Source organism: Clostridium pascui (assembly GCF_016908015.1).
GTDB lineage: Bacteria > Bacillota > Clostridia > Clostridiales > Clostridiaceae > Clostridium_AK > Clostridium_AK pascui.
In genome coordinates this window covers 519,527-538,610 of sequence record NZ_JAFBDB010000002.1, presented here as the reverse complement: position 1 = coordinate 538,610, position 19,084 = coordinate 519,527, and the positions used below count along the sequence as shown (strand labels likewise).

Annotated in this window: 18 protein-coding genes, 5 tRNA genes and 3 other annotated features; of the genes, 2 read left to right on the top strand and 21 right to left on the bottom strand. The window is 31.3% G+C overall.

What is annotated here, in order from left to right; genetic code table 11:
- Window positions 1-62 precede the first annotated feature (62 nt).
- On the bottom strand, window positions 63-356 hold the full coding sequence (locus tag JOC70_RS07665; RefSeq protein ID WP_204598292.1) for a hypothetical protein: 294 nt from the start codon (window positions 354-356) through the stop codon (window positions 63-65).
- Window positions 357-590: 234 nt separating this feature from the next.
- The gene (locus JOC70_RS07660) at window positions 591-1,082 is read right to left on the bottom strand and encodes a hypothetical protein (protein WP_204598291.1); all 492 of its coding nucleotides are present in this window, start codon (window positions 1,080-1,082) and stop codon (window positions 591-593) included.
- Window positions 1,083-1,660: 578 nt separating this feature from the next.
- Between JOC70_RS07660 and JOC70_RS07655 the strand changes: the two genes are divergently transcribed.
- Window positions 1,661-2,080, top strand: coding sequence for a hypothetical protein (locus tag JOC70_RS07655; protein WP_204598290.1), 420 nt, complete (start codon window positions 1,661-1,663; stop codon window positions 2,078-2,080).
- Window positions 2,081-2,210: 130 nt separating this feature from the next.
- Here the strand turns inward: JOC70_RS07655 and JOC70_RS07650 are convergent, their stop codons facing one another.
- The 14 genes from JOC70_RS07650 to ytxC all read right to left on the bottom strand — a co-directional run bounded on the left by JOC70_RS07650 (window position 2,211) and on the right by ytxC (window position 17,721).
- On the bottom strand, window positions 2,211-3,224 hold the full coding sequence (locus JOC70_RS07650; RefSeq protein ID WP_204598289.1) for a glycosyltransferase: 1,014 nt from the start codon (window positions 3,222-3,224) through the stop codon (window positions 2,211-2,213).
- Between the two features lie 127 nt (window positions 3,225-3,351).
- Window positions 3,352-3,624, bottom strand: coding sequence for a putative Se/S carrier protein (locus tag JOC70_RS07645; RefSeq protein WP_204598288.1), 273 nt, complete (start codon window positions 3,622-3,624; stop codon window positions 3,352-3,354).
- An 891-nt stretch (window positions 3,625-4,515) separates the two neighbouring features.
- Window positions 4,516-5,661 carry an aminotransferase class V-fold PLP-dependent enzyme gene (locus tag JOC70_RS07640; RefSeq protein WP_204598287.1) on the bottom strand — a complete coding sequence of 382 codons (1,146 nt, stop codon included), beginning with the start codon at window positions 5,659-5,661 and terminating at the stop codon, window positions 4,516-4,518.
- A gap of 113 nt (window positions 5,662-5,774) precedes the next feature.
- Complete coding sequence (locus JOC70_RS07635) at window positions 5,775-6,404, bottom strand: cell division protein ZapA (RefSeq protein ID WP_204598286.1); 630 nt, start codon at window positions 6,402-6,404, stop codon at window positions 5,775-5,777.
- A gap of 83 nt (window positions 6,405-6,487) precedes the next feature.
- The gene (gene pheT / locus JOC70_RS07630) at window positions 6,488-8,866 is read right to left on the bottom strand and encodes a phenylalanine--tRNA ligase subunit beta (protein ID WP_204598285.1); all 2,379 of its coding nucleotides are present in this window, start codon (window positions 8,864-8,866) and stop codon (window positions 6,488-6,490) included.
- 46 nt (window positions 8,867-8,912) lie between these two features.
- A complete protein-coding gene (gene pheS / locus JOC70_RS07625) occupies window positions 8,913-9,932 on the bottom strand; it encodes a phenylalanine--tRNA ligase subunit alpha (protein ID WP_204598284.1) in 1,020 nt (339 codons plus the stop codon).
- 59 nt (window positions 9,933-9,991) lie between these two features.
- Window positions 9,992-10,202 (bottom strand) — a binding site (T-box leader).
- A 38-nt stretch (window positions 10,203-10,240) separates the two neighbouring features.
- Window positions 10,241-11,041, bottom strand: a complete 801-nt coding sequence (locus JOC70_RS07620; protein ID WP_204598283.1) for a TrmH family RNA methyltransferase — start codon at window positions 11,039-11,041, stop codon at window positions 10,241-10,243.
- Between the two features lie 18 nt (window positions 11,042-11,059).
- Complete coding sequence (locus JOC70_RS07615) at window positions 11,060-11,728, bottom strand: potassium channel family protein (RefSeq protein ID WP_204598282.1); 669 nt, start codon at window positions 11,726-11,728, stop codon at window positions 11,060-11,062.
- Between the two features lie 11 nt (window positions 11,729-11,739).
- A complete protein-coding gene (locus tag JOC70_RS07610) occupies window positions 11,740-13,086 on the bottom strand; it encodes a TrkH family potassium uptake protein (protein WP_204598281.1) in 1,347 nt (448 codons plus the stop codon).
- Window positions 13,087-13,237: 151 nt separating this feature from the next.
- Window positions 13,238-13,597 (bottom strand): 50S ribosomal protein L20, encoded by a 360-nt coding sequence (rplT, locus tag JOC70_RS07605; protein WP_035308179.1) that lies wholly within the window; start codon window positions 13,595-13,597, stop codon window positions 13,238-13,240.
- A gap of 27 nt (window positions 13,598-13,624) precedes the next feature.
- Window positions 13,625-13,822: a 50S ribosomal protein L35 gene (gene rpmI / locus JOC70_RS07600; protein WP_204598280.1), complete on the bottom strand. Its 198-nt coding sequence runs from the start codon at window positions 13,820-13,822 to the stop codon at window positions 13,625-13,627.
- A gap of 21 nt (window positions 13,823-13,843) precedes the next feature.
- Window positions 13,844-14,338 (bottom strand): translation initiation factor IF-3, encoded by a 495-nt coding sequence (gene infC, locus JOC70_RS07595; RefSeq protein ID WP_207755248.1) that lies wholly within the window; start codon window positions 14,336-14,338, stop codon window positions 13,844-13,846.
- A gap of 67 nt (window positions 14,339-14,405) precedes the next feature.
- Window positions 14,406-14,524: a sequence feature (ribosomal protein L20 leader region), on the bottom strand.
- Between the two features lie 41 nt (window positions 14,525-14,565).
- A complete protein-coding gene (gene thrS, locus JOC70_RS07590) occupies window positions 14,566-16,488 on the bottom strand; it encodes a threonine--tRNA ligase (protein ID WP_204598278.1) in 1,923 nt (640 codons plus the stop codon).
- A gap of 55 nt (window positions 16,489-16,543) precedes the next feature.
- Window positions 16,544-16,763: a binding site (T-box leader), on the bottom strand.
- 46 nt (window positions 16,764-16,809) lie between these two features.
- On the bottom strand, window positions 16,810-17,721 hold the full coding sequence (gene ytxC, locus JOC70_RS07585) for a putative sporulation protein YtxC (protein WP_204598277.1): 912 nt from the start codon (window positions 17,719-17,721) through the stop codon (window positions 16,810-16,812).
- Between the two features lie 131 nt (window positions 17,722-17,852).
- Between ytxC and JOC70_RS07580 the strand changes: the two genes are divergently transcribed.
- Window positions 17,853-18,587: a DUF6873 family GME fold protein gene (locus JOC70_RS07580; RefSeq protein ID WP_204598276.1), complete on the top strand. Its 735-nt coding sequence runs from the start codon at window positions 17,853-17,855 to the stop codon at window positions 18,585-18,587.
- Between the two features lie 78 nt (window positions 18,588-18,665).
- Here JOC70_RS07580 and JOC70_RS07575 read toward each other — a convergent pair.
- The 5 genes from JOC70_RS07575 to JOC70_RS07555 all read right to left on the bottom strand — a co-directional run bounded on the left by JOC70_RS07575 (window position 18,666) and on the right by JOC70_RS07555 (window position 19,068).
- A tRNA-Cys gene (locus JOC70_RS07575) sits at window positions 18,666-18,739 on the bottom strand.
- A 9-nt stretch (window positions 18,740-18,748) separates the two neighbouring features.
- Window positions 18,749-18,823 (bottom strand) — tRNA-Gly (locus JOC70_RS07570).
- A 4-nt stretch (window positions 18,824-18,827) separates the two neighbouring features.
- Window positions 18,828-18,903: transfer RNA gene (locus JOC70_RS07565), tRNA-Phe, on the bottom strand.
- Window positions 18,904-18,906: 3 nt separating this feature from the next.
- Window positions 18,907-18,983, bottom strand: a tRNA-Asp gene (locus JOC70_RS07560).
- A gap of 9 nt (window positions 18,984-18,992) precedes the next feature.
- Window positions 18,993-19,068 (bottom strand) — tRNA-Val (locus tag JOC70_RS07555).
- Window positions 19,069-19,084: the final 16 nt, after the last annotated feature.

Here is a 19,084-nt window from a genome sequence, read left to right as displayed (position 1 = left end):
TACACCTTCTTTATTTAGGGTTTTGGAGTACAATAGTACTCCAAAACTGTTTTATATTAACATTATGGTGTTTCTACATAAAGATAGGATGCATATGCTTTTACTTCTACAGTATCTGCAGCTCCTACAGTTGGATCTATAGCAATATTAAAAATGTCAGAACCTGTCCATGCGCCAGCGTTATATTGTCTAGAAGCAAAATAATGTTCTTTTGCTCCTCCTTCTCTTGTAACAAGTGCATCAACTAAAACATTTACTTTAAAAGTTACATCAAATGTTGTTGTAACTGTAGCAACTACTTCACTACCATCATTAATTTGGGTTATTACTGGGGCTTCATTATAATTAAAAGCCATAATTTAACATCTCCGCTTTCTGAATTTAAGAGTAACTTGTATTGTTACTCTCACTATAATATATGAATCTAGTTCTAACTTGTGATAACTTTATAACAATGTTGATAAGTTTTCATTATATGATAATAAAATTATATGCGATTTACCTACAATCCTTTTTAGGAAACCATAAAGGCTGATGACAAAATATACTTATCATCAGCCTAAAATTTAATCTAATTTATAATTTATTAATTACTCTTCAAATTGTGAAAGTTTAATTCCTCTATTTGGTGGCTGAAGTACACATATTGGTCCAGGTACTTGGCGTATATCACAAGGTTCAGTTCCAGCTTTTATTGCAGCGTCTACTAATCCTGTTTGATAACAGCCTTCTAAAACAAAATTAAATTCCCCTAATGCAGCTGGAGCTACTTCGGCATTACTTAAATCATTCCATTTTATTCTTCTTGCAGCTAAACCTAATAAGCAATCATTTACATTTGGTGCTGCAACTTCTATATCTAAATTTGCAGCTTGCTCTATTGGAACTTCTGTGCCATTCTTAGAAACTCTTAATACATTATGACCTGGACAGAGCTCTAACTCCCAGTGACTTATTTCAGGATCTTGTGGAGCAGTTAGTGTTACTATATAAGTCCAAGTCTGTTCAAATCTATTTTCAGCAGCATTAAATTCACATTCAGGTGAACCTGGCGCTAAGGCTATACTATAATTAAGTGGCATATTATCACTCCCATTTATTTCTATTATTAATTTTTGTCTCTACTGTATTATATTAATGCATATACTTTTATGACACTTATTATTTAATGTATATTGAATATATTGTTAACATATCTAGTGGCAAAATCAAATGCATTTCATATTATTATATTAGAAAGCATTAAATAATCCTTAGGGGTGTATATATTGAATACAAAATTACATGGAAACTCTTGCTTTGTATGCTCAGAACCTATAATAGTTAACCCCTGTGAAAGTTGTAAAAATGTTGAACTTCACATAAAAATGCCTCCTTGTCCAAAGCCAAATAAACCATGTAAGTTTAATTACAAGGTGCTAGTTATTTTAATATTTATTTTACTTTTGTATAGGTGTTGCTGTTATCCCTCAAATTGTACTAATAGATATTATTATAATTAATAACATTTGCATAATATCAAATATTTTAACTTAATCTTTTTTAGTAACTAAAAACATTAGAGACATATCAAAATTAACGTTATACTAGTTAATTTTAAAAAATGCTGTACTTATAGTTTAAATACTATAAAATTTAAATATTTAGGAGTGAATTTATAATGGCATTAGTTTGTAGTGAACAGGTTCCTGTTGAAAATTGTCAATTGTGTGCAGAAATAAATATTACACAACCTATTGTATTAAATTCTGGTATACTAATAAATGTAACTACTACTGTAGCAAATGTATGCGTAGGCAGCACACTATCTGTAGGAGCTATTCTTTGTGAAAAATTTGATACAGATGGCGATGGTAACTTTGATATATGCAGAGCAATAGCTACTCAAGTTATAGAAGAAGTAGTAACTGCAGACCCAGGTGTATTTTGCACAACTGTAACCAGAACATTTACCTTCTTAATTGCTGATGAGTGCAGACCTAATGGCAGTGCAAGAGAATTTGCAGCTGCAGTTTCCGCTCATTATGTAATAGACTGCCCATGTCCTTGCGAAAATTGTCCAGAAGAGGTTATTGGATAATTATAACTTAATAAAATTATAAATCTAAAACCGTAAAGCTTTTTGCAACAATTTTAACATTTAATTGCTAAAACAAATGTTGCAGGAGTTTGGTATAAATAAACTTCTGCAACTATACGTCAAAAATCTACTAAGGATTTGCTGTATATTCCTTGGTTTTTTTTATTTTTAAATAGTTTTCATATAAATTTTTAGCAGACTTTTCCCAGCTGTAGTTTTGTATTACATAGGATTTTATATTTCTATTCTTTTTCTTTTTCAGTCCAATTTCCAATTCTTTCAATATACTATCAGAGCAATAAGGATTACAATAGTTTCCCATATCCTTAAAATATTCTATAGAACTTCCTTCTTCTGTAGAAAGGATATTACATCCACTTACTGCTGCTTCAAGGCAATATACAGGAACGATTTCTGCAAAAGATAAATTTGCGTATAACTTTGCAAACTTATAAGCATTATACCTATCATAATCATCTGCATTTCCTAGATACAGCACATTTTTAAATTGCATAATTTTATTTAAATATTCCTTATCTCTTGCACTACCTATAAGTACAAGCTGCATACCTATCCTATCACATGCTTCTGCAAGGGTTATTTGATTATTTTTTTTATTTATTCTTCCTACGGATATAACATAATTATCTAAATTGTATCTATCCTTAAAGTTATAAAGAGGAATTTCATCATTGGGTATGTCTACTCCTATATGAATCACACTGCATTGTATAAGTTTCCCAAATTCTTTTCTTATAAATTCTTCTTCCATTAAACTATTTGGAAAAACCATAGTACATCCTTTTAATATTTTCTGCCTATATACCTTACTTTTATCCCACAACTTAATTCCTTCTAAATCATTAATGTAGTTATAATATTTATTTTGATCCCAATATAATGGTGAAATAACTATATTCTTTTTATAGTATTTTGCAGTTTTATAATACTTATATATTTCCCCTGTAATTTTCAGATTAAATAAATGAACTATATCATAACTTGAATAATCGTCTATTTGACCATAATTTACATCTACCTCTACACCAATTTTGTTTAAATACTTTTTTATTTTTAAAGCCTGCATAGAGTCTTCTCCAAAATTTCTGTAATAATCACTTCTCATGCAGAACAAAACTTTCATCAAAATATCCCCCTCGTAATTTATACTTATATGATTTATAAATTAGTTGTTCTTTAGATTATTATTATGCATATAAAAAGATTAATATGAAAAAGAAATTCAGACTAAGCTGAATTTCTATAAAATATTATTCTACTTTAACATACTTATACTTTTTATTTTCAATAATCCTTTCATATATACCATTTATTGTAATATTGTACTTTTGTGCTTGATCCTTTATTATATCAAATTGCTCTCTGCTGCATTTTATCGATCTAGTACATCCCTTAGAAAGCTTGCAAGGAGTAGCCATAATTTCTACATTAACTCCAAGCTCTATTAATTTCTTATATAAAAATGCACCTCTATTGCTGGATGCAATAATTATAATAAAATTTCTATCATTAAAAGAATTCATATAAGATTCAACTCCCACCATTAAAGTAAATAATAACCTGTTATTAGTAATTATTTCTTAATAGCAGTATATGATAATTTTTTACGAATGTACTATAAAAGGAAATTACGACGTTTTTAATGTTGAACGGGTCATATGGAATTTGCATTTAGGAAAGCGTTCGCTACGCAAAAAAGCTCTAATATTTCTTCCTTTTAAGGCGCCTAAGCCTTCTAAACTCGCCTGTAGCTCAAACAGTAGAAGTCTCTATAGGCGCCTTAAAATCAGAAATAAAGAGCTTTTAATTGCTTGTTCAATGCTTTCTACAATGCAAATTCCAAACTTCTGTTCAACATTAAAAATATCACTCAGGCTCACTGACTGAAGGAAGGAATTTCGCTTTAGCGAAAGTTCCTCTCAATAAATTGACACTTATCAAAGGGCTGGTAAGCCCGAAGACCGATAGGTCCTAAAATACTAATAATTCTATTTTTTATCAAGAAACTTTTATTATATTACCATATCTTTAATTTGTAAATTAAATTTTCTCATCTAGTTCGTATAGATTCTTATAACTCCTCTGGCCACGGCCCTAAAAGATCTTTATGTGCTAGGTCTTAAAATATTTCAGAAATTCAGCCCACTGAATTTCTTCCTTCAGCAGTTCACATGAAGAACTTTTTAACGCTCTGGTGCATAGAATTTTCATCATAGAAGACATTGAATGAGCCTTAGAACGGCTTTATTTATAAATTTAAAATACCGTCAAGAGCCGCCTATTGTTTGAGCGACAGCGAGTTTAGAAGGCTTAGATATTTTAAATTTATAAATATTAGCCGTTCTCGGCGAAATGAACACCTTCCTAGATGAGAATTCTATACGACCCAGAGCATTAAAAATGTCGTCTTATTTCTAAACATTGCCTTTATATATTCCTTGTATAACCTTCACCACTTGTTCCATTTCCTCATAGGTATTAAAATAACCTGGACTGAGCCTCACAGTGCCAGTTTTGGATGTACCTATTATAGGATGTATAAGTGCTGCGCAATGGTATCCTGTTCGTACTGCAATACCTTTTTTATTTAATAAATACCCTACTTCTGAACTGTCCATGTTATCTATATTTATAGAAATAACTGCAGATCTCTTTTCTGTGCAACCTGATCCATATATTTTTACATAGGGCATCTTTTTAAATTCCTGTAAAAGATATTGTATGAGTCCCTCTTCATGTTTTTGAATATTTCTCCTTCCGATTTTCTGGATAAACTTAACCCCTTCACATAATCCTGCAATTCCAGGAACATTAAGAGTTCCACTTTCAAATTTGTCCGGTAAAAAATCTGGCTGTGTCATAGACATAGAGTTACTTCCTGTGCCGCCTTCCTTAAAATTAGCTATAGATATGCCATCTCTTATAAATAATCCACCAGTACCTTGAGGCCCCATTAGCCCCTTATGACCTGGGAAAGCCAACAAGTCTATATTATACTTTTCTACATCAATATTAATAGTTCCAGCACTTTGAGATGCATCTACCATAAATAATATGCCTGCATCTCTTGCAATCTTTCCAATAGTATTTATATATTGCAGGGTTCCCAATACATTTGAAGCATGATTTACAACTATAAGCTTTGTATTTTTCTGTATTTCTTTTTTTAAGCTATTTATATTTAACTTTCCATAATTGTCTACTGCGAGTAATGTTACTTTGACTCCCTTTTTACTTAAACTATTTAATGGTCTTAATACTGAATTATGCTCTATTACAGTACTTATAACATGGTCTCCTGGCTTTAACACCCCTTTTATTCCTATATTTAATCCTTCAGTTGCATTACTTGTAAATATCATATTAAAGGAACTTGTTATATTAAAGAAATCACTTAGTACCTCTCTTGTTTCAGATACTTTGGTTGAAGATTCTAATGCCATAGTATGTGTACTTCGGCCTGGATTTGCTGCATAGTTTTTCATGCAGTTTAATGTTTCATTATAAACCTCTTCTGGTTTGGGAAAAGAGGTCGCTGCATTATCTATATAAATGCTCATGCTCATACTCATCCTCAACTTTCAAAAATAATATACTCTAATAAAATATATTATTTTTGAATAGCTAATATGTGATAAATTTAGATATAAAAAAATAAGTACCTTTAAGGTACTTATTTTTTTATTGTTACTTCCTTACTCACAAACGGGTAACTTTGTCTTTTGGCCTTAGCAAGTTCAACCTGAGCTTCAATTAGTCTGTTTTGAAGGTCAATGGTTTTATACTTATGAGACTGCACTTGAAATTTATATTCTTTACATTCAGCTTTAAGTATATTATTTTCCTCCATGTATTTTTTGCAGGTTTCTTGAAGTACTTCTCTTTCTTTTGTAATATTTTCAATTTCTTTTACTGTTACTTCTAATTCCTTTTCCTTAACTTCTAACTGTTCTTTATACTTAGGTTCTTCTAAGACAACTGTGAGTTCTTCTACATAAGCCTCTAGCTGTAAGATTTTTTGTTTGAGTATATCAATTTCTTGTTTATAGTTTTTTTCTTGTTCTTCTTTTTTCTTAACTATTTCAAAAGCTTCATGAACTTCTTCCTGCTTTTTTAAATACTCATCTACTGTGTTTATAGCAGTAAGTATAGATGCAGAAGATGTACTCAATTTAGGGTTACTTTCTATAAGTTCCCTAACTTTTTTATCCACATACCCAGCAACTTTATGTAAATACTCTTCTCTTTCATCACCCTTTAAGTTGTACTCTACTCCATTTATCCTAACAGTTACTATGTTCATGTAAACACCTCTCAGATAAATCATATATTATTATATCTATTTTAACACAAATCAACTATGGTTAAAATATCAATTTGTCGGATTTATCTAAGTTGTGCTCCTAGTCTATTTTCAAGAGTTCTTACTATTTTATCATGAACCTTATTTACTTCTTCATCAGTTAAAGTTTTATTTTCTAATCTATAAAGAATTGAGTAAGCTACACTCTTTTTGCCTTCAGGTATTTGTTTACCCTTATAAACATCAAATAGTTTAACTTTTTCTACCATCTTTCCACCTTGCTTTAAGATGATATCTTCTATTTCCTGAACTAATATAGCATCATCTACTAAAAGCGCCATATCTCTAGTAACTGCTGGGAATTTAGGCAGCACCTTATATACCTTATTTAAATTTGCATTAGCAAATAATACATCCATGTTCAATTCTGCTATGTAGCATCTTTCTTCTATACCATAATTTTCAGCTACATCAGGGTGAACCTCCCCTAAAATTCCTAAGAGCTCTTTTCTTATACTTACACAAGCTGTTTTTCCAGGATGGAATGTAGGATTTTCACTTTCGCGTGTAAAGTTAAATCTTTCTACTCCTAAATGCTCTGCTATGTTTTCAATTACACCTTTTAAATTTAAGTAATCGACATCTCCATATAATCCAATAGTTAACACATTTCTTTCTTCTGGCACTTCATTTTCATTTTCTTTAGACATATATACTTTGCCTATTTCAAAAAGTCTTGCTTCTTCATTATTTCTTGAATAATTTCTAGCTAAAGCTTCCATCATAGAAGGAATTGTGGTAGTTCTCATTATGCTATAATCTTCACCTAATGGATTTCTTATCTTTATAGCATTTCTAAGTTCACTGTCTTCAGATATTTTTACCTTGTCAAATACTTTAGGACTTACAAATGAGTAACTTATAGATTGATTTAATCCGCTTCCCATTAAGGCTGCTATTACTTCATCTTCTAAATGCTGCTTCTTACTTTTACCTCCTCTTTCACTTACACTTCTTATAAGCGTTGTAGGAATATTGTTATATCCATAAATTCTTGCTATTTCTTCTGCTACATCTTCTTTTATATTTACATCACATCTAAAAGTTGGAACATTTACATGAAGTGTATCTTCACTTACTTCAGTAAATAAATCCAATCTATCTAAGCAACTTTTCATTTCTTCTTTTGATAAACTTGTTCCCAAAAACTCATTTATCCACTTTGAACTTATTTCCAATTCATGTGGATCTAGTTTTTCTTCATATATATCTATAGTTCCTTCAATAACTTCTCCTGCATTTAACTGTTCTACTAGATGACAAGCTCTGTTCATGGCAGTTTCCACTAAGTTAGGATCTAAATCCTTTTCAAATTTTGCTGAAGCTTCAGTTCTAAGACCTAGCTTTTGAGAAGACACTCTTATATTTGTACCATCAAAATTGGCACTTTCAAATATTATTGCAGTAGTATCTTCCTTAACTTCTGAATTAAGTCCGCCCATTATTCCTGCAAGTCCTATAGTTGTTTCTCCATCTTTTATACAAAGTACATCTTCATTTAATGTTCTCTCAGTTTCGTCAAGAGTCACAAACTTATCTTCATCTTCAGCTCTTTCAACTACTATTTTACCTGAAGTTATTTGCCTACAGTCAAAAGCATGCATTGGCTGACCAAGTTCAAGCATTACGAAATTTGTTATATCAACTATATTATTTATAGGTCTTACCCCTGCATCTATAAGTCTTTCTTGCATCCAAGAAGGAGATTCTGCTATCTTAATATTTTTAACTCCTCGTGCCATGTATCTTCTACATAATTTATCTTTTACTTCTACCTTTAATGAATCTTGTATATTTTCATTGCATTTTACACTATATGTTGTTTCTGGCATAGTATATGTTGTATTCAAAGTAGCAGCTGTTTCTCTTGCAATTCCAACAACACTTAAACAATCTGGTCTATTTGAAGTTATTTCAAAATCAATTACTGCATTATTTAATCCTAAAACTTCTTTAATGTCTTTTCCAATAGGAGTATTCTCTGGTAATATCATAAGCCCATGTACATGTTCTTCTGAAGCTATACCTAATTCTTCTTCCGAGCACATCATTCCATTAGAAACTATTCCTCTAAGCTTTCCTTTTTTTATTTTTAATCCATTAGGAAGCATTGAACCATGTAATGCAACAGGAACTATATCCTGTTCCTTCATATTATTTGCCCCTGTAACTATTTGTACTGGCTCCTCTGCTCCTACATTTACCTGACATACTACTAACTTTTCTGCATCAGGATGAGGCTTTATCTCGAGTATTTTTCCTGTTACTACATTTTGTATTTCATCTCCTGAAGTTATAACTTCTTCTACTTTGGAACCTGAAAGAGTTAATGCATCTCCAAGCTCATCTGGTGAAATATCTATATTAACATAATCTTTAAGCCATTTAACTGGTACTTTCATTCTTATTCCTCCTTAAGTAATTTTAAAGTTTACTAAAATATTAATCTTAAAATTGATTTAAAAATCTCATATCACTTTCATATAAAAGTCTTATATCATCTATTGCATACTTCATCATTACCATTCTATCTACACCAAATCCAAATGCAAATCCTGAATATACTTCAGGATCAATTCCACAGTTTCTTAAAACTTGTGGATGAACCATTCCACAACCTAATATTTCTATCCATCCGCTTCCCTTGCAAACCTTACAACCATCTCCATTACATACAAAGCAAGTAGCATCCATTTCAGCAGAAGGTTCAGTAAATGGAAAATGGTGAGGTCTAAACTTAGTTACAACCTTATCTCCAAACATTTTTTTTGCAAAAAGATCTAGTGTTCCTTTTAAATCTGCAAAAGTTATTCCTTTATCTATTACAAGACCTTCCATTTGATAAAATATAGGTGAATGAGTAGCGTCTACAGCATCAGAACGATAAACCTTTCCCGGTGCAATCATCTTTATAGGAGGTTCTTGTTTTTCCATAGTTCTTATTTGTATAGGTGATGTTTGAGTTCTTAAAACCAAGCTGTCATTTATATAAAATGTGTCTTGTTCCCCTCTTGCTGGGTGATTTTTAGGGATGTTTAAAGCTTCAAAGTTATAATAGTCAAGTTCTACTTCTGGCCCCTCTTCTATAGTAAATCCCATAGAAATAAATATTTCTTTCATGCTTTCAAGCGTTAAATCAAGGGGATGTCTCTTACCTAAAAACTGCTTCTTTCCTGGCATTGATATATCAATAGTTTCATTTTGCAGACGATTTGTCTTTTCCTTTTCTTTTATAACTCTATATGTACTTTCTATAAGTTCTTCAATATTACTTCTCACTTCATTTACAACTTTACCTACAATAGGTCTTTCCTCAGCACTTAAGGCACCCATTCCTCTAAGTATTTGAGTAAGCTCCCCTTTTTTCCCAAGGTATTTTACTCTTATACTTTCTAGCTCTTGAGCATCATTAACTTTTTTTAGCTCTTCTATAGCGTTGTCTTTTATTAAATTTAGTTTTTCTTGCATTTTTATTAATACTCCTTTCTCTATATAAGTTTTAAGACATATAAAAAAAGCCCCTCCCATAAAGGGACGAACTTTATATCCGCGGTACCACCCTAATTGACTTAATGTCCAGCTTAAAATTATAACGGCTTTGCCGCTAACTGCTACTATAAATTCACAGTTAGAACTCAGAAGTGAACTTCAATATAAATATCAATAAAAGGGCTTTCAGTCTATGACCCCTTCTCCCTGAAGTGGACTTATATTTACTCTCTTCTTCATAGTTTCAGTATTTTATTATAACATCTTAATTCTAAATTTTACTTATTTTAAATTGAATTGTCAACCTTTTTTAAGTTTTGTCTTACTCTTTCAAACATCATAACTGATGCTGCTACTGCTACATTTAATGATTCAGCTTTACCTGGCATAGGTATTTTAAACTTTTCATCACTTAACTTTAGTATTTCATCACTTATACCGCTACCTTCATTACCAACACATATTATAATGTTTTTATTTAAATTTATATCATAAAAATCTTGACTTTCTTCTAAGGAACTTACCAAAATCTTGAATTGATTATTCTGCAAAGTTTTAGTTATAGAAAGATCAGTATCCTCTATTATTGGAATGTGAAATATTGAACCCATAGTAGATCTTAAGGTTTTATCGTTATATACATCAACAGTTCCTTTGGTTAAAATTACCCCTAGTGCTCCAGCTGCATGAGCACTTCTTATTATAGTCCCCATATTACCTGGATCCTGAATCCTGTCTGCTAATATATAAAATCCATCTGTATCTTTTATTTTAGTATCCTTATATCTTGCTATAGCCAGTATACCTTGAGGATTTTCAGTATTACCTATAGTTTTAAAAAGTTTATCTTCCACGGAATATATCTTTGTATACTCCATTATATTGTACTTAAAATTATATTTATAAAACTTTTCTAAAGCTTCTTCTGCTATAAATAATTCCTCAATATAAAAATTTGATTTTATTGCTTCTTCTACAAATCTAAAACCTTCTACCAAAAACTTTTTATTGAAACTTCTATGCTTCTTTTCTTTAAGCTTCCTTACTTCTTTAATAGATGAATTATCTTTACTAGTTATCCTTTCCAAAAATACTCCACCTTTTTCTTATTTGTTATTTCCAATTTGGTTTTCTAATTTATTCAGCTCATCTGAACATCCAATTGCAACTATTACATCCCCAGCTTCTAACTTATCATCTGCCATAGGAGATACGTTAATATCATTATCCTTTTTTACAGCAACTATATTTATTCCGAAATTAGCTCTTAAATTTAACTCTTGAAGAGTTTTTCCTTGCCATGCTTTTGGATTTGCTATCTCAGCTATACTATAATCTGGTGATAATTCTATATAATCTAATATATTTGAAGATACTAGGTTATGAGCTACTCTGACTCCCATATCCCTTTCAGGAAGAACAACTCTATCTGCACCTATTTTGTAAAGTACCTTTGCATGAATCTCACTATTTGCCTTTGCTATTATGTGATCTACGCCTAATTCTTTAAGCAATAAGGTAACCATAACACTAGATTGTAAATCTGAACCTATGGTTACTACAGCTACATCAAAATTTCTTATTCCAAGAGATCTTAAAGTATTTTCATCTGTAGCATCTGCTTGAACCGAATGAGTCACACTGTCAGATATATTTTGTACTGTTTCTTCATCTACGTCTATTGCTAAAACATCATTCCCCAGTGAATATAATGTTTTAGCTACTGAAGTTCCAAATCTACCCAATCCTATAACAACAAATTGTTTCTTTGTCATGATAACACTCCTTATCCAACTAATATCTTCTCTTCAGGATATTTTATTTTATTTGAATTTGCTCTCTTTGTTAAAGCTAGAAACACAGTAAGTGTACCTAATCTTCCACAATACATTGTAAATGAAACAATTACTTTTCCTGCAAAGGATAATTGAGTTGTAAGTCCTAATGACATACCTACTGTACCAAAGGCTGATGTTGCTTCATATATTATATACTCAAGCGATGCACTTGGCTCAGTTAAAGAAAGTAACATAATAACTGTTATTATTAACGCTAATCCGATTATAGTGATGGACAAAGACTTATAAACAGTATCTTTTACTATTCTCTTCTTATATATTTCAGTATCTTCTCTTCCTTTTACAATACTAAACACCGTCATAGCTAAAACCCCTGCAGTAGTTACTTTAATTCCTCCTGCAGTAGAGCCTGGTGCTCCACCTATAAACATTAAAATTATAGTTAAAAATATACCAGCATTAGTCATGTCGCTAGTAGAAATCGAGTTAAATCCAGCCGTTCTTGGAGTTACAGCTGCAAAAAATGAAGATAGGATTTTCCCCTTAAAGGACATGTTCTTCATAGTTCCAGGATTATTACTTTCAAATATAAACATAAGTATAGTTCCAATAATGATTAAAAAAGCAGTACCTGAAAGAGCTACTTTTGAATGAAGTGATAGTTTTCTTAATCCTTTATAATTATAAATTTCTTGCCATACATAAAACCCAAGACCACCTATTATTACAAGAATACCTATTGTTAGAATTATAACAGAATTTTCTCCATATATAGTTAAACTTCTATATTCACCTAAAATATCAAATCCCGCATTACAAAATGCAGAAATGGAATGAAAAACACTATAATATATTCCTTTTCCAAACCCAAACTCAGGTATAAATTGAGTTGATAATAATAATGCTCCTGCTAGCTGTATTGAAAATGTAAACATCAGCACATACCTAGCCATTTTTACTAATCCCTGGAGAGAAAATGAATTAAGTGCCTCTTGCATAACTAGTCTTTCTTTTAAAGTAATCCGTTTACCTAGTAAAAGCGCTATTAATGTTGCAAAGGACATAAATCCTAATCCACCTATTTCGATCAAAAACATTATTACAGTTTTACCAAAATAACTCCAATGAGTCCCTGTATCTACCGTTACAAGACCTGTTACGCAAGTAGCTGATGTTGAAATAAAAATACAATCTATAAATGGAGTCCTGCTCCTATCCTGCGTAGCTATAGGCAAATTTAATAAAATTGCTCCTATTAATATAACTGTTGCAAAACCTATTGCTAAAATTTGTACTGGAGTAAGCTTAAAGTACTTACCTACACTAACTTTCATTTTTAAGCACCTCATAATTACTATAATCTTATAGCATTAACAACTATTATAGCATTTGAATACAAATTGTCAAACTTATGTAAAATAATAATTTTAAATAAATAATTCCATAAAATTTAAAAAATGCAGCTTTTAAAGCTGCATTTTTTTATTAAGCATTAAGCTGTTTTTTTACTACTTCTACTAATTCTGCAAAAGCCTTTGGATCATTTATAGCTATTTCAGAAAGCATCTTTCTGTTTATATCTATTCCTGAAAGCTTCATTCCATTCATGAATCTTGAATATGAAAGACCATTCATTCTTGTTGCTGCATTAATTCTAGCTATCCATAGTTTTCTAAAGTCTCTTTTTCTTAACTTTCTTCCTACGTAAGCATTTCTTAATGCTCTTATAACTGATTCATTAGCAGTTTTGAATAACTTGCTTTTTGCTCCATAGTAACCTTTTGCAAGTTTTAATACTTTTTTATGATATTTACGAGCGTTCATAGCTCTTTTAACTCTTGCCATTTAATAAACCTCCTTTTAACGTACCTATTATAGGTATGGTAATAATTTCTTCATTACTTTTTCCTGTGTTTCAGATACATATCCTGTCTGTCTTAAGTTTCTTTTTGTTTTTGCGCTCTTTTTAGTTAGGATATGGCTCTTGAAAGCTTTAGCTCTCTTTAGTTTTCCTGTTCCTGTAAGCTTAAATCTCTTTGCAGCAGCTTTTTTTGATTTCATTTTTGGCATAATCTTTTCCTCCTCTCAATATCAAGCCCTTTTAGGAGCTAAAATCATTGTCATATTTTTTCCTTCTAATTTAGCTGGCTTTTCAACTATACACACATCTTCAAGTTTTGTCAAAAATAAATCTAATATTTTTTTACCTAGATGTGAGTAATCAGCTTCTCTGCCTCTAAATCTAACAGTTACTTTAACTTTATCTTCTGCAAGTAAAAATTTCCTTGCATTGTTAGCCTTAATTTCAATATCATGTTCCTCTATACTTGGGCTTAATCTAACTTCTTTAATGTTAACAACTTTTTGCTTTTTCTTAGCCTCTTTGTCCTTTTTAGCCTGCTCATAAATGAATTTTCCATAATTCATTATCCTACAAACAGGAGGTTTAGCAGTAGGAGATATCATTACTAAATCTAGTTCCTTCTCTTCTGCAATTTTTATAGCCTCAGAGGAACTCAATATTCCCAATTGGTCGCCATTATCGCCAATTACTCTTAGTTCTTTTTCCCTTATATCTTCATTCATAAGGTAATCTTTACTAATAACATTCACCTCCCAAGAGAAATAAACATCAAATAAATGATTATTGTATGTATTAAAAAAAGGACGGCAAATGCCGTCCTTTTATATGCAACAAAATAAAAATTGCTATCCATATAACCCTACTAGCGATGCTGTAAGGTGAGAAACGGCTGGTTTCTTCTTAACACAACAAATTTTACTATAATATTATCTACTTGTCAACAAGTTTTTTATAAAGTGCATCCTTCAGTTGATTTAGTTTTGATTTCTTCTTCTATCTTAGACATGAAATCATTCAATTCCATTGATCCTAAATCTCCGCCTCTTCTTGTTCTTAGGGCTATTTTTCCTGCTTGCATTTCCTTATCTCCTATTACAATCATATAAGGAATTTTTTGAAGCTGTGCTTCTCTTATTTTGTATCCTATTTTTTCATTTCTGTCATCTAATTCTACTCTTAATCCTTTTTCTTTAAGAGTTTCAACTATGTTTTTAGCATAGTCCTTTTGTGAATCTGTTATATTTAATACTCTAACCTGTACTGGCGCAAGCCAAGTTGGGAATGCTCCAGCATAGTTTTCTATAAGTATTCCTATAAATCTTTCTATACTTCCAAATACAACTCTATGAACCATAACTGGTCTATGTTTTTCTCCATCTGCTCCTACATAAGTTAAATCAAATCTTTCTGGCATTTGGAAATCAAGTTGTATAGTACCACACTGCCATGTTCTTCCTAAACAATCCTTTAAGTGAAAATCTATTTTAGGGCCATAGAATGCTCCATCCCCTTCATTTACCTTATAACTTAATCCTGCAGCATTTAAAGCTTCTACAAGTCCATTTGTAGCTGCTTCCCAATCTTCTTCACTACCCATTGAATCCTCTGGTCTTGTAGATAATTCAACAAAGTACTCAAAACCAAAGCTCTTATAAAATCCATCTATTAATTTAATTACATTTAATATTTCGTCCTTTATTTGCTCTCTAGTTAAAAATATATGAGCATCATCTTGAGTAAAGTATCTTACTCTCATAAGACCATGTAAAGCTCCAGATAGTTCATGTCTGTGAACCATTCCTAGTTCACCAAGTCTAAGTGGAAATTCCTTATAAGAATGCATTGCGCTCTTATAAACAAGTATTGATCCTGGACAATTCATTGGCTTTACAGCAAAATCTTCTCCATCTATTTGTGTAAAGTACATATTATCCTTATAATGATCCCAGTGACCTGACTGATGCCATAATTTTTCATTTAATATAATAGGAGTTCTTATTTCTTGATATCCTGCTTTAGTGTGTGTTTCTCTCCAGTAATTTTCAAGAAGATTTCTAACTACCATTCCCTTAGGATGGAAGAATGGGAATCCTGGGCCTTCTTCATGTAGGCTAAATAAGTCTAATTCCTTACCTAGTTTTCTATGATCTCTCTTTTTAGCTTCTTCTAACATATGTAGGTATTCTTCTAACTCACTCTTTTTAGTGAATGCTGTTCCGTATATTCTTTGAAGCATTTTATTTTTTTCGTCACCTCTCCAGTAAGCTCCTGCTACTGAAAGAAGTTTCATAGCCTTAACCTTTCCTGTGGATGGCACATGAGGACCTGCACATAGGTCTGTAAAATCTCCCTGCTTATAGAAAGATATAACCGCATTCTCTGGAAGATCTTGAATTAATTCAACCTTATATAATTCATTATTTTCTTTCATTAATTTTATAGCGTCTTCTCTTGAAAGTTCGAATTTTTCTAATGCATAATCTTCTTTTATTATATTTTGGATTTCCTTTTCTATCTTATCGAACATTTCTGGAGTAAAGGTAAAATCAGCATCAAAATCATAGTAAAAGCCTGTATCTATAGCAGGTCCTATTGCTAATTTTACTTCTGGGTAAAGTCTCTTCACTGCTTGAGCAAGTATATGTGAAGCAGTGTGTCTTAATGTTAATTTACCACCTTCATCTTCAAATGTTAGTATTTCAAGAGAGCAGTCATTATGTATTTCTGTCATTAACTCACTAGCCTCACCATTTATTTTTGCTCCTAATGCTTTTTTGTAAAGGGCAGGACTTATCTTCATAGCTACATCTGCTACTTTAGTTCCCTTTTCAACCTCTAAAACTTTTCCATCTTTTAAAGTTACCTTAATCATAATATCCTCCTTATTTAATTTAAATATATTTCAAAAAATAAAAAATCCTCCCATACACTGGGACGATTTATAACCGTGGTTCCACCCAAATTAATAATATATATAATACATTATCTTCTTTGAACCCTTAACGCAGGCAACGGTAATACTTACTAAATTTCAGTATACAGCTCTAAGGTGGTTTTCAACAACATCATTAAGAAAATCTTTCAGCCCGTGGATTTTCCTCTCTAGTAATAATTTAATTGCTTACTCTTCCTTTTCATTGCTTTTTTTAATTATATTATTAACATTAAATTCTGTCAATAAAAACTATGACTTTTACAACGGGCTTTTTCTTTTTATTTTATTGCACATCTTACACTCACTACAAAACTCCACCTTTTGAAGGAACACCTTACTTATGGTATTTATTATTTCTTGATTAAAAGAATTTTCTGAACAATGTATAACTATTTTTTCTGGACAATAAGTTATTAAATTACTTATAAGCATATCTTCAAAATTTACACCATTTAAAACTTCAGTACTTATTTTACTTTTATGTATATCATCCATAAAACTTTCTGTTATATCTTTACCATCTTTATCTCTAAGTATATATCTTCCCTCTATATCTATAATTATATTCAATTCATCTATTCTGCTTTCCTGTATATTTACAAAGTACTGAAGTAACTTTATAAATTCATCATATTCCTTTTCAACCATATGTTCTTCTACTATTTTTTCAAGTATACCTTCTAAGTATATCTCTAATTCTTTCATCCTAAACATTACAAACCCATTTATATTTATTTCCTTATTTTCTTTTACACAATCTATTATCTTATCTATCATTTCATTTTTTCTATTTAAATAAAATATATTCTTATCATCTATTAAAAAATTCTCATTATTAAATATCTCTACACTTTTATTTTTTATTTCTATTATTTCTTCATCAGTAAGAAAAAAATAATTATCTGCTAAAAAATCCACAAGATTTTTTTTAAAAAATTCTTTTACAACTTCCCTATATAATATATTAGCTATATATAAATTAAAAATTTGAAAGTATTTTTCGTTAAACTTTTCCTTAGCAAAATATATTTTAAGAAAGTGAGTGCTCTCATGTATGCTTTCCCATATTCCAACTTCTATTTCTTTATTTTTGAAATATTCTTTCAAGCTATTAACACTATCTATAATATCTTCTATTTCATTTTCATATACCAATGTAAAGTGCTCCATACTATTCTCACTCCTTTCTAGGATAGTATATGTGAAATTTAGAAGTGTATACATAGCATGCTTGAACATATTTCCCAGGAAATTTGACAAAAATAGCATAACTAATTTAATATGTAATATGGGTGAGAAATATGAAATATGCATTAGTAGATTATAGAATAAATCCTGTAGAAAAAAGTAATTTAGAAGAACTAGGATGCAAAGTATTAACTTGTCCTCCTTATAAAAAACTATATGCCGCTGTATGCGGTCATCCCGATATGCTTATTCATATAATAGATAAGGAAAGCATATTAGTACATAAAGATATGCCTACTGATTTTGTCGAATTGCTGAAATCCTTAAATTTCAATGTATTGAAATCTAACTCATCAATTTCTGATAAATACCCTTACGATATTACACTAAATGCGGTTAACTTATCAAAATTATTTATGCATTACTTAAAATACACAGATGAAGCATTACTTAATGAAATAAAAAACAAAACCTTAATAAATGTAAAACAGGGTTACACTAAATGCTCCACTGCTATAGTTTCTGAAGGAGCGCTAATAACTAGTGATAAAAGCATAGCTAACTCTCTTAAGACCACCGACATTGATGTACTTTTATTACCTCCAGGTGATATTGAACTTCCTGGACTTGATTATGGCTTTATAGGAGGATGTTGTGGCAAAATAGATGATAATACTGTAGCCTTTTATGGTGACTTGTCTCATTACGCTTATGGCAAAGAAGTTCTATCATTTCTAGAAAAATATAATGTAAAACCTGTTTATTTAAGAAATGGAAAACTTATTGATAGAGGAAGCATCTTTGTAGTTGAGTGCCACTCACATGGCAAGTGGCAAGTTACAGATTAACAATATGCTTATAATTTGCCACTTGCCACGTGGGTGGCACAAAAAAAAGCTTCTAGAAATTCTAGAAGCTTTTCGCTATGGAGGCGCCACCCAGATTTGAACTGGGGATAAAGGTTTTGCAGACCTCTGCCTTACCACTTGGCTATAGCGCCATATAAAATTGGAGCGGAAGACGAGATTCGAACTCGCGACGTTCACCTTGGCAAGGTGACGCTCTACCACTGAGCCACTCCCGCATTGTGGTGGCTGGACCAGGAATCGAACCAGGGACACGAGGATTTTCAGTCCTCTGCTCTACCGACTGAGCTATCCAGCCATTTGGCGACCCAGAAGGGACTCGAACCCTCGACCTCCGGCGTGACAGGCCGGCACTCTAACCAACTGAGCCACTGGGCCGCAGTATCATGGTGGGAACAACAGGGATCGAACCTGTGACCCTCTGCTTGTAAGGCAGATGCTCTCCCAGCTGAGCTATGCTCCCATAAATACTTGCGTGT

Coding starts and splice junctions, on each gene's coding strand:
- JOC70_RS07640 (WP_204598287.1), bottom strand. CDS start 5,661: ATGAGCATTTATATAGATAATGCAGCGACCTCTTTTCCCAAACCAGAA.
- JOC70_RS07610 (WP_204598281.1), bottom strand. CDS start 13,086: ATGAAAGTTAGTGTAGGTAAGTACTTTAAGCTTACTCCAGTACAAATT.
- infC (WP_207755248.1), bottom strand. CDS start 14,338: ATGAATGAAGATATAAGGGAAAAAGAACTAAGAGTAATTGGCGATAAT.
- ytxC (WP_204598277.1), bottom strand. CDS start 17,721: ATGGAGCACTTTACATTGGTATATGAAAATGAAATAGAAGATATTATA.
- JOC70_RS07650 (WP_204598289.1), bottom strand. CDS start 3,224: ATGAAAGTTTTGTTCTGCATGAGAAGTGATTATTACAGAAATTTTGGA.
- JOC70_RS07635 (WP_204598286.1), bottom strand. CDS start 6,404: ATGAACATAGTAACTGTTAGGATAAATGGAGTAGAGTACAACTTAAAG.
- pheS (WP_204598284.1), bottom strand. CDS start 9,932: ATGCAAGAAAAACTAAATTTAATAAAAGACAACGCTATAGAAGAGCTA.
- JOC70_RS07645 (WP_204598288.1), bottom strand. CDS start 3,624: ATGAATTCTTTTAATGATAGAAATTTTATTATAATTATTGCATCCAGC.
- JOC70_RS07665 (WP_204598292.1), bottom strand. CDS start 356: ATGGCTTTTAATTATAATGAAGCCCCAGTAATAACCCAAATTAATGAT.
- JOC70_RS07655 (WP_204598290.1), top strand. CDS start 1,661: ATGGCATTAGTTTGTAGTGAACAGGTTCCTGTTGAAAATTGTCAATTG.
- JOC70_RS07580 (WP_204598276.1), top strand. CDS start 17,853: ATGAAATATGCATTAGTAGATTATAGAATAAATCCTGTAGAAAAAAGT.
- JOC70_RS07660 (WP_204598291.1), bottom strand. CDS start 1,082: ATGCCACTTAATTATAGTATAGCCTTAGCGCCAGGTTCACCTGAATGT.
- rpmI (WP_204598280.1), bottom strand. CDS start 13,822: ATGCCAAAAATGAAATCAAAAAAAGCTGCTGCAAAGAGATTTAAGCTT.
- JOC70_RS07615 (WP_204598282.1), bottom strand. CDS start 11,728: ATGACAAAGAAACAATTTGTTGTTATAGGATTGGGTAGATTTGGAACT.
- rplT (WP_035308179.1), bottom strand. CDS start 13,597: ATGGCAAGAGTTAAAAGAGCTATGAACGCTCGTAAATATCATAAAAAA.
- pheT (WP_204598285.1), bottom strand. CDS start 8,866: ATGAAAGTACCAGTTAAATGGCTTAAAGATTATGTTAATATAGATATT.
- thrS (WP_204598278.1), bottom strand. CDS start 16,488: ATGATTAAGGTAACTTTAAAAGATGGAAAAGTTTTAGAGGTTGAAAAG.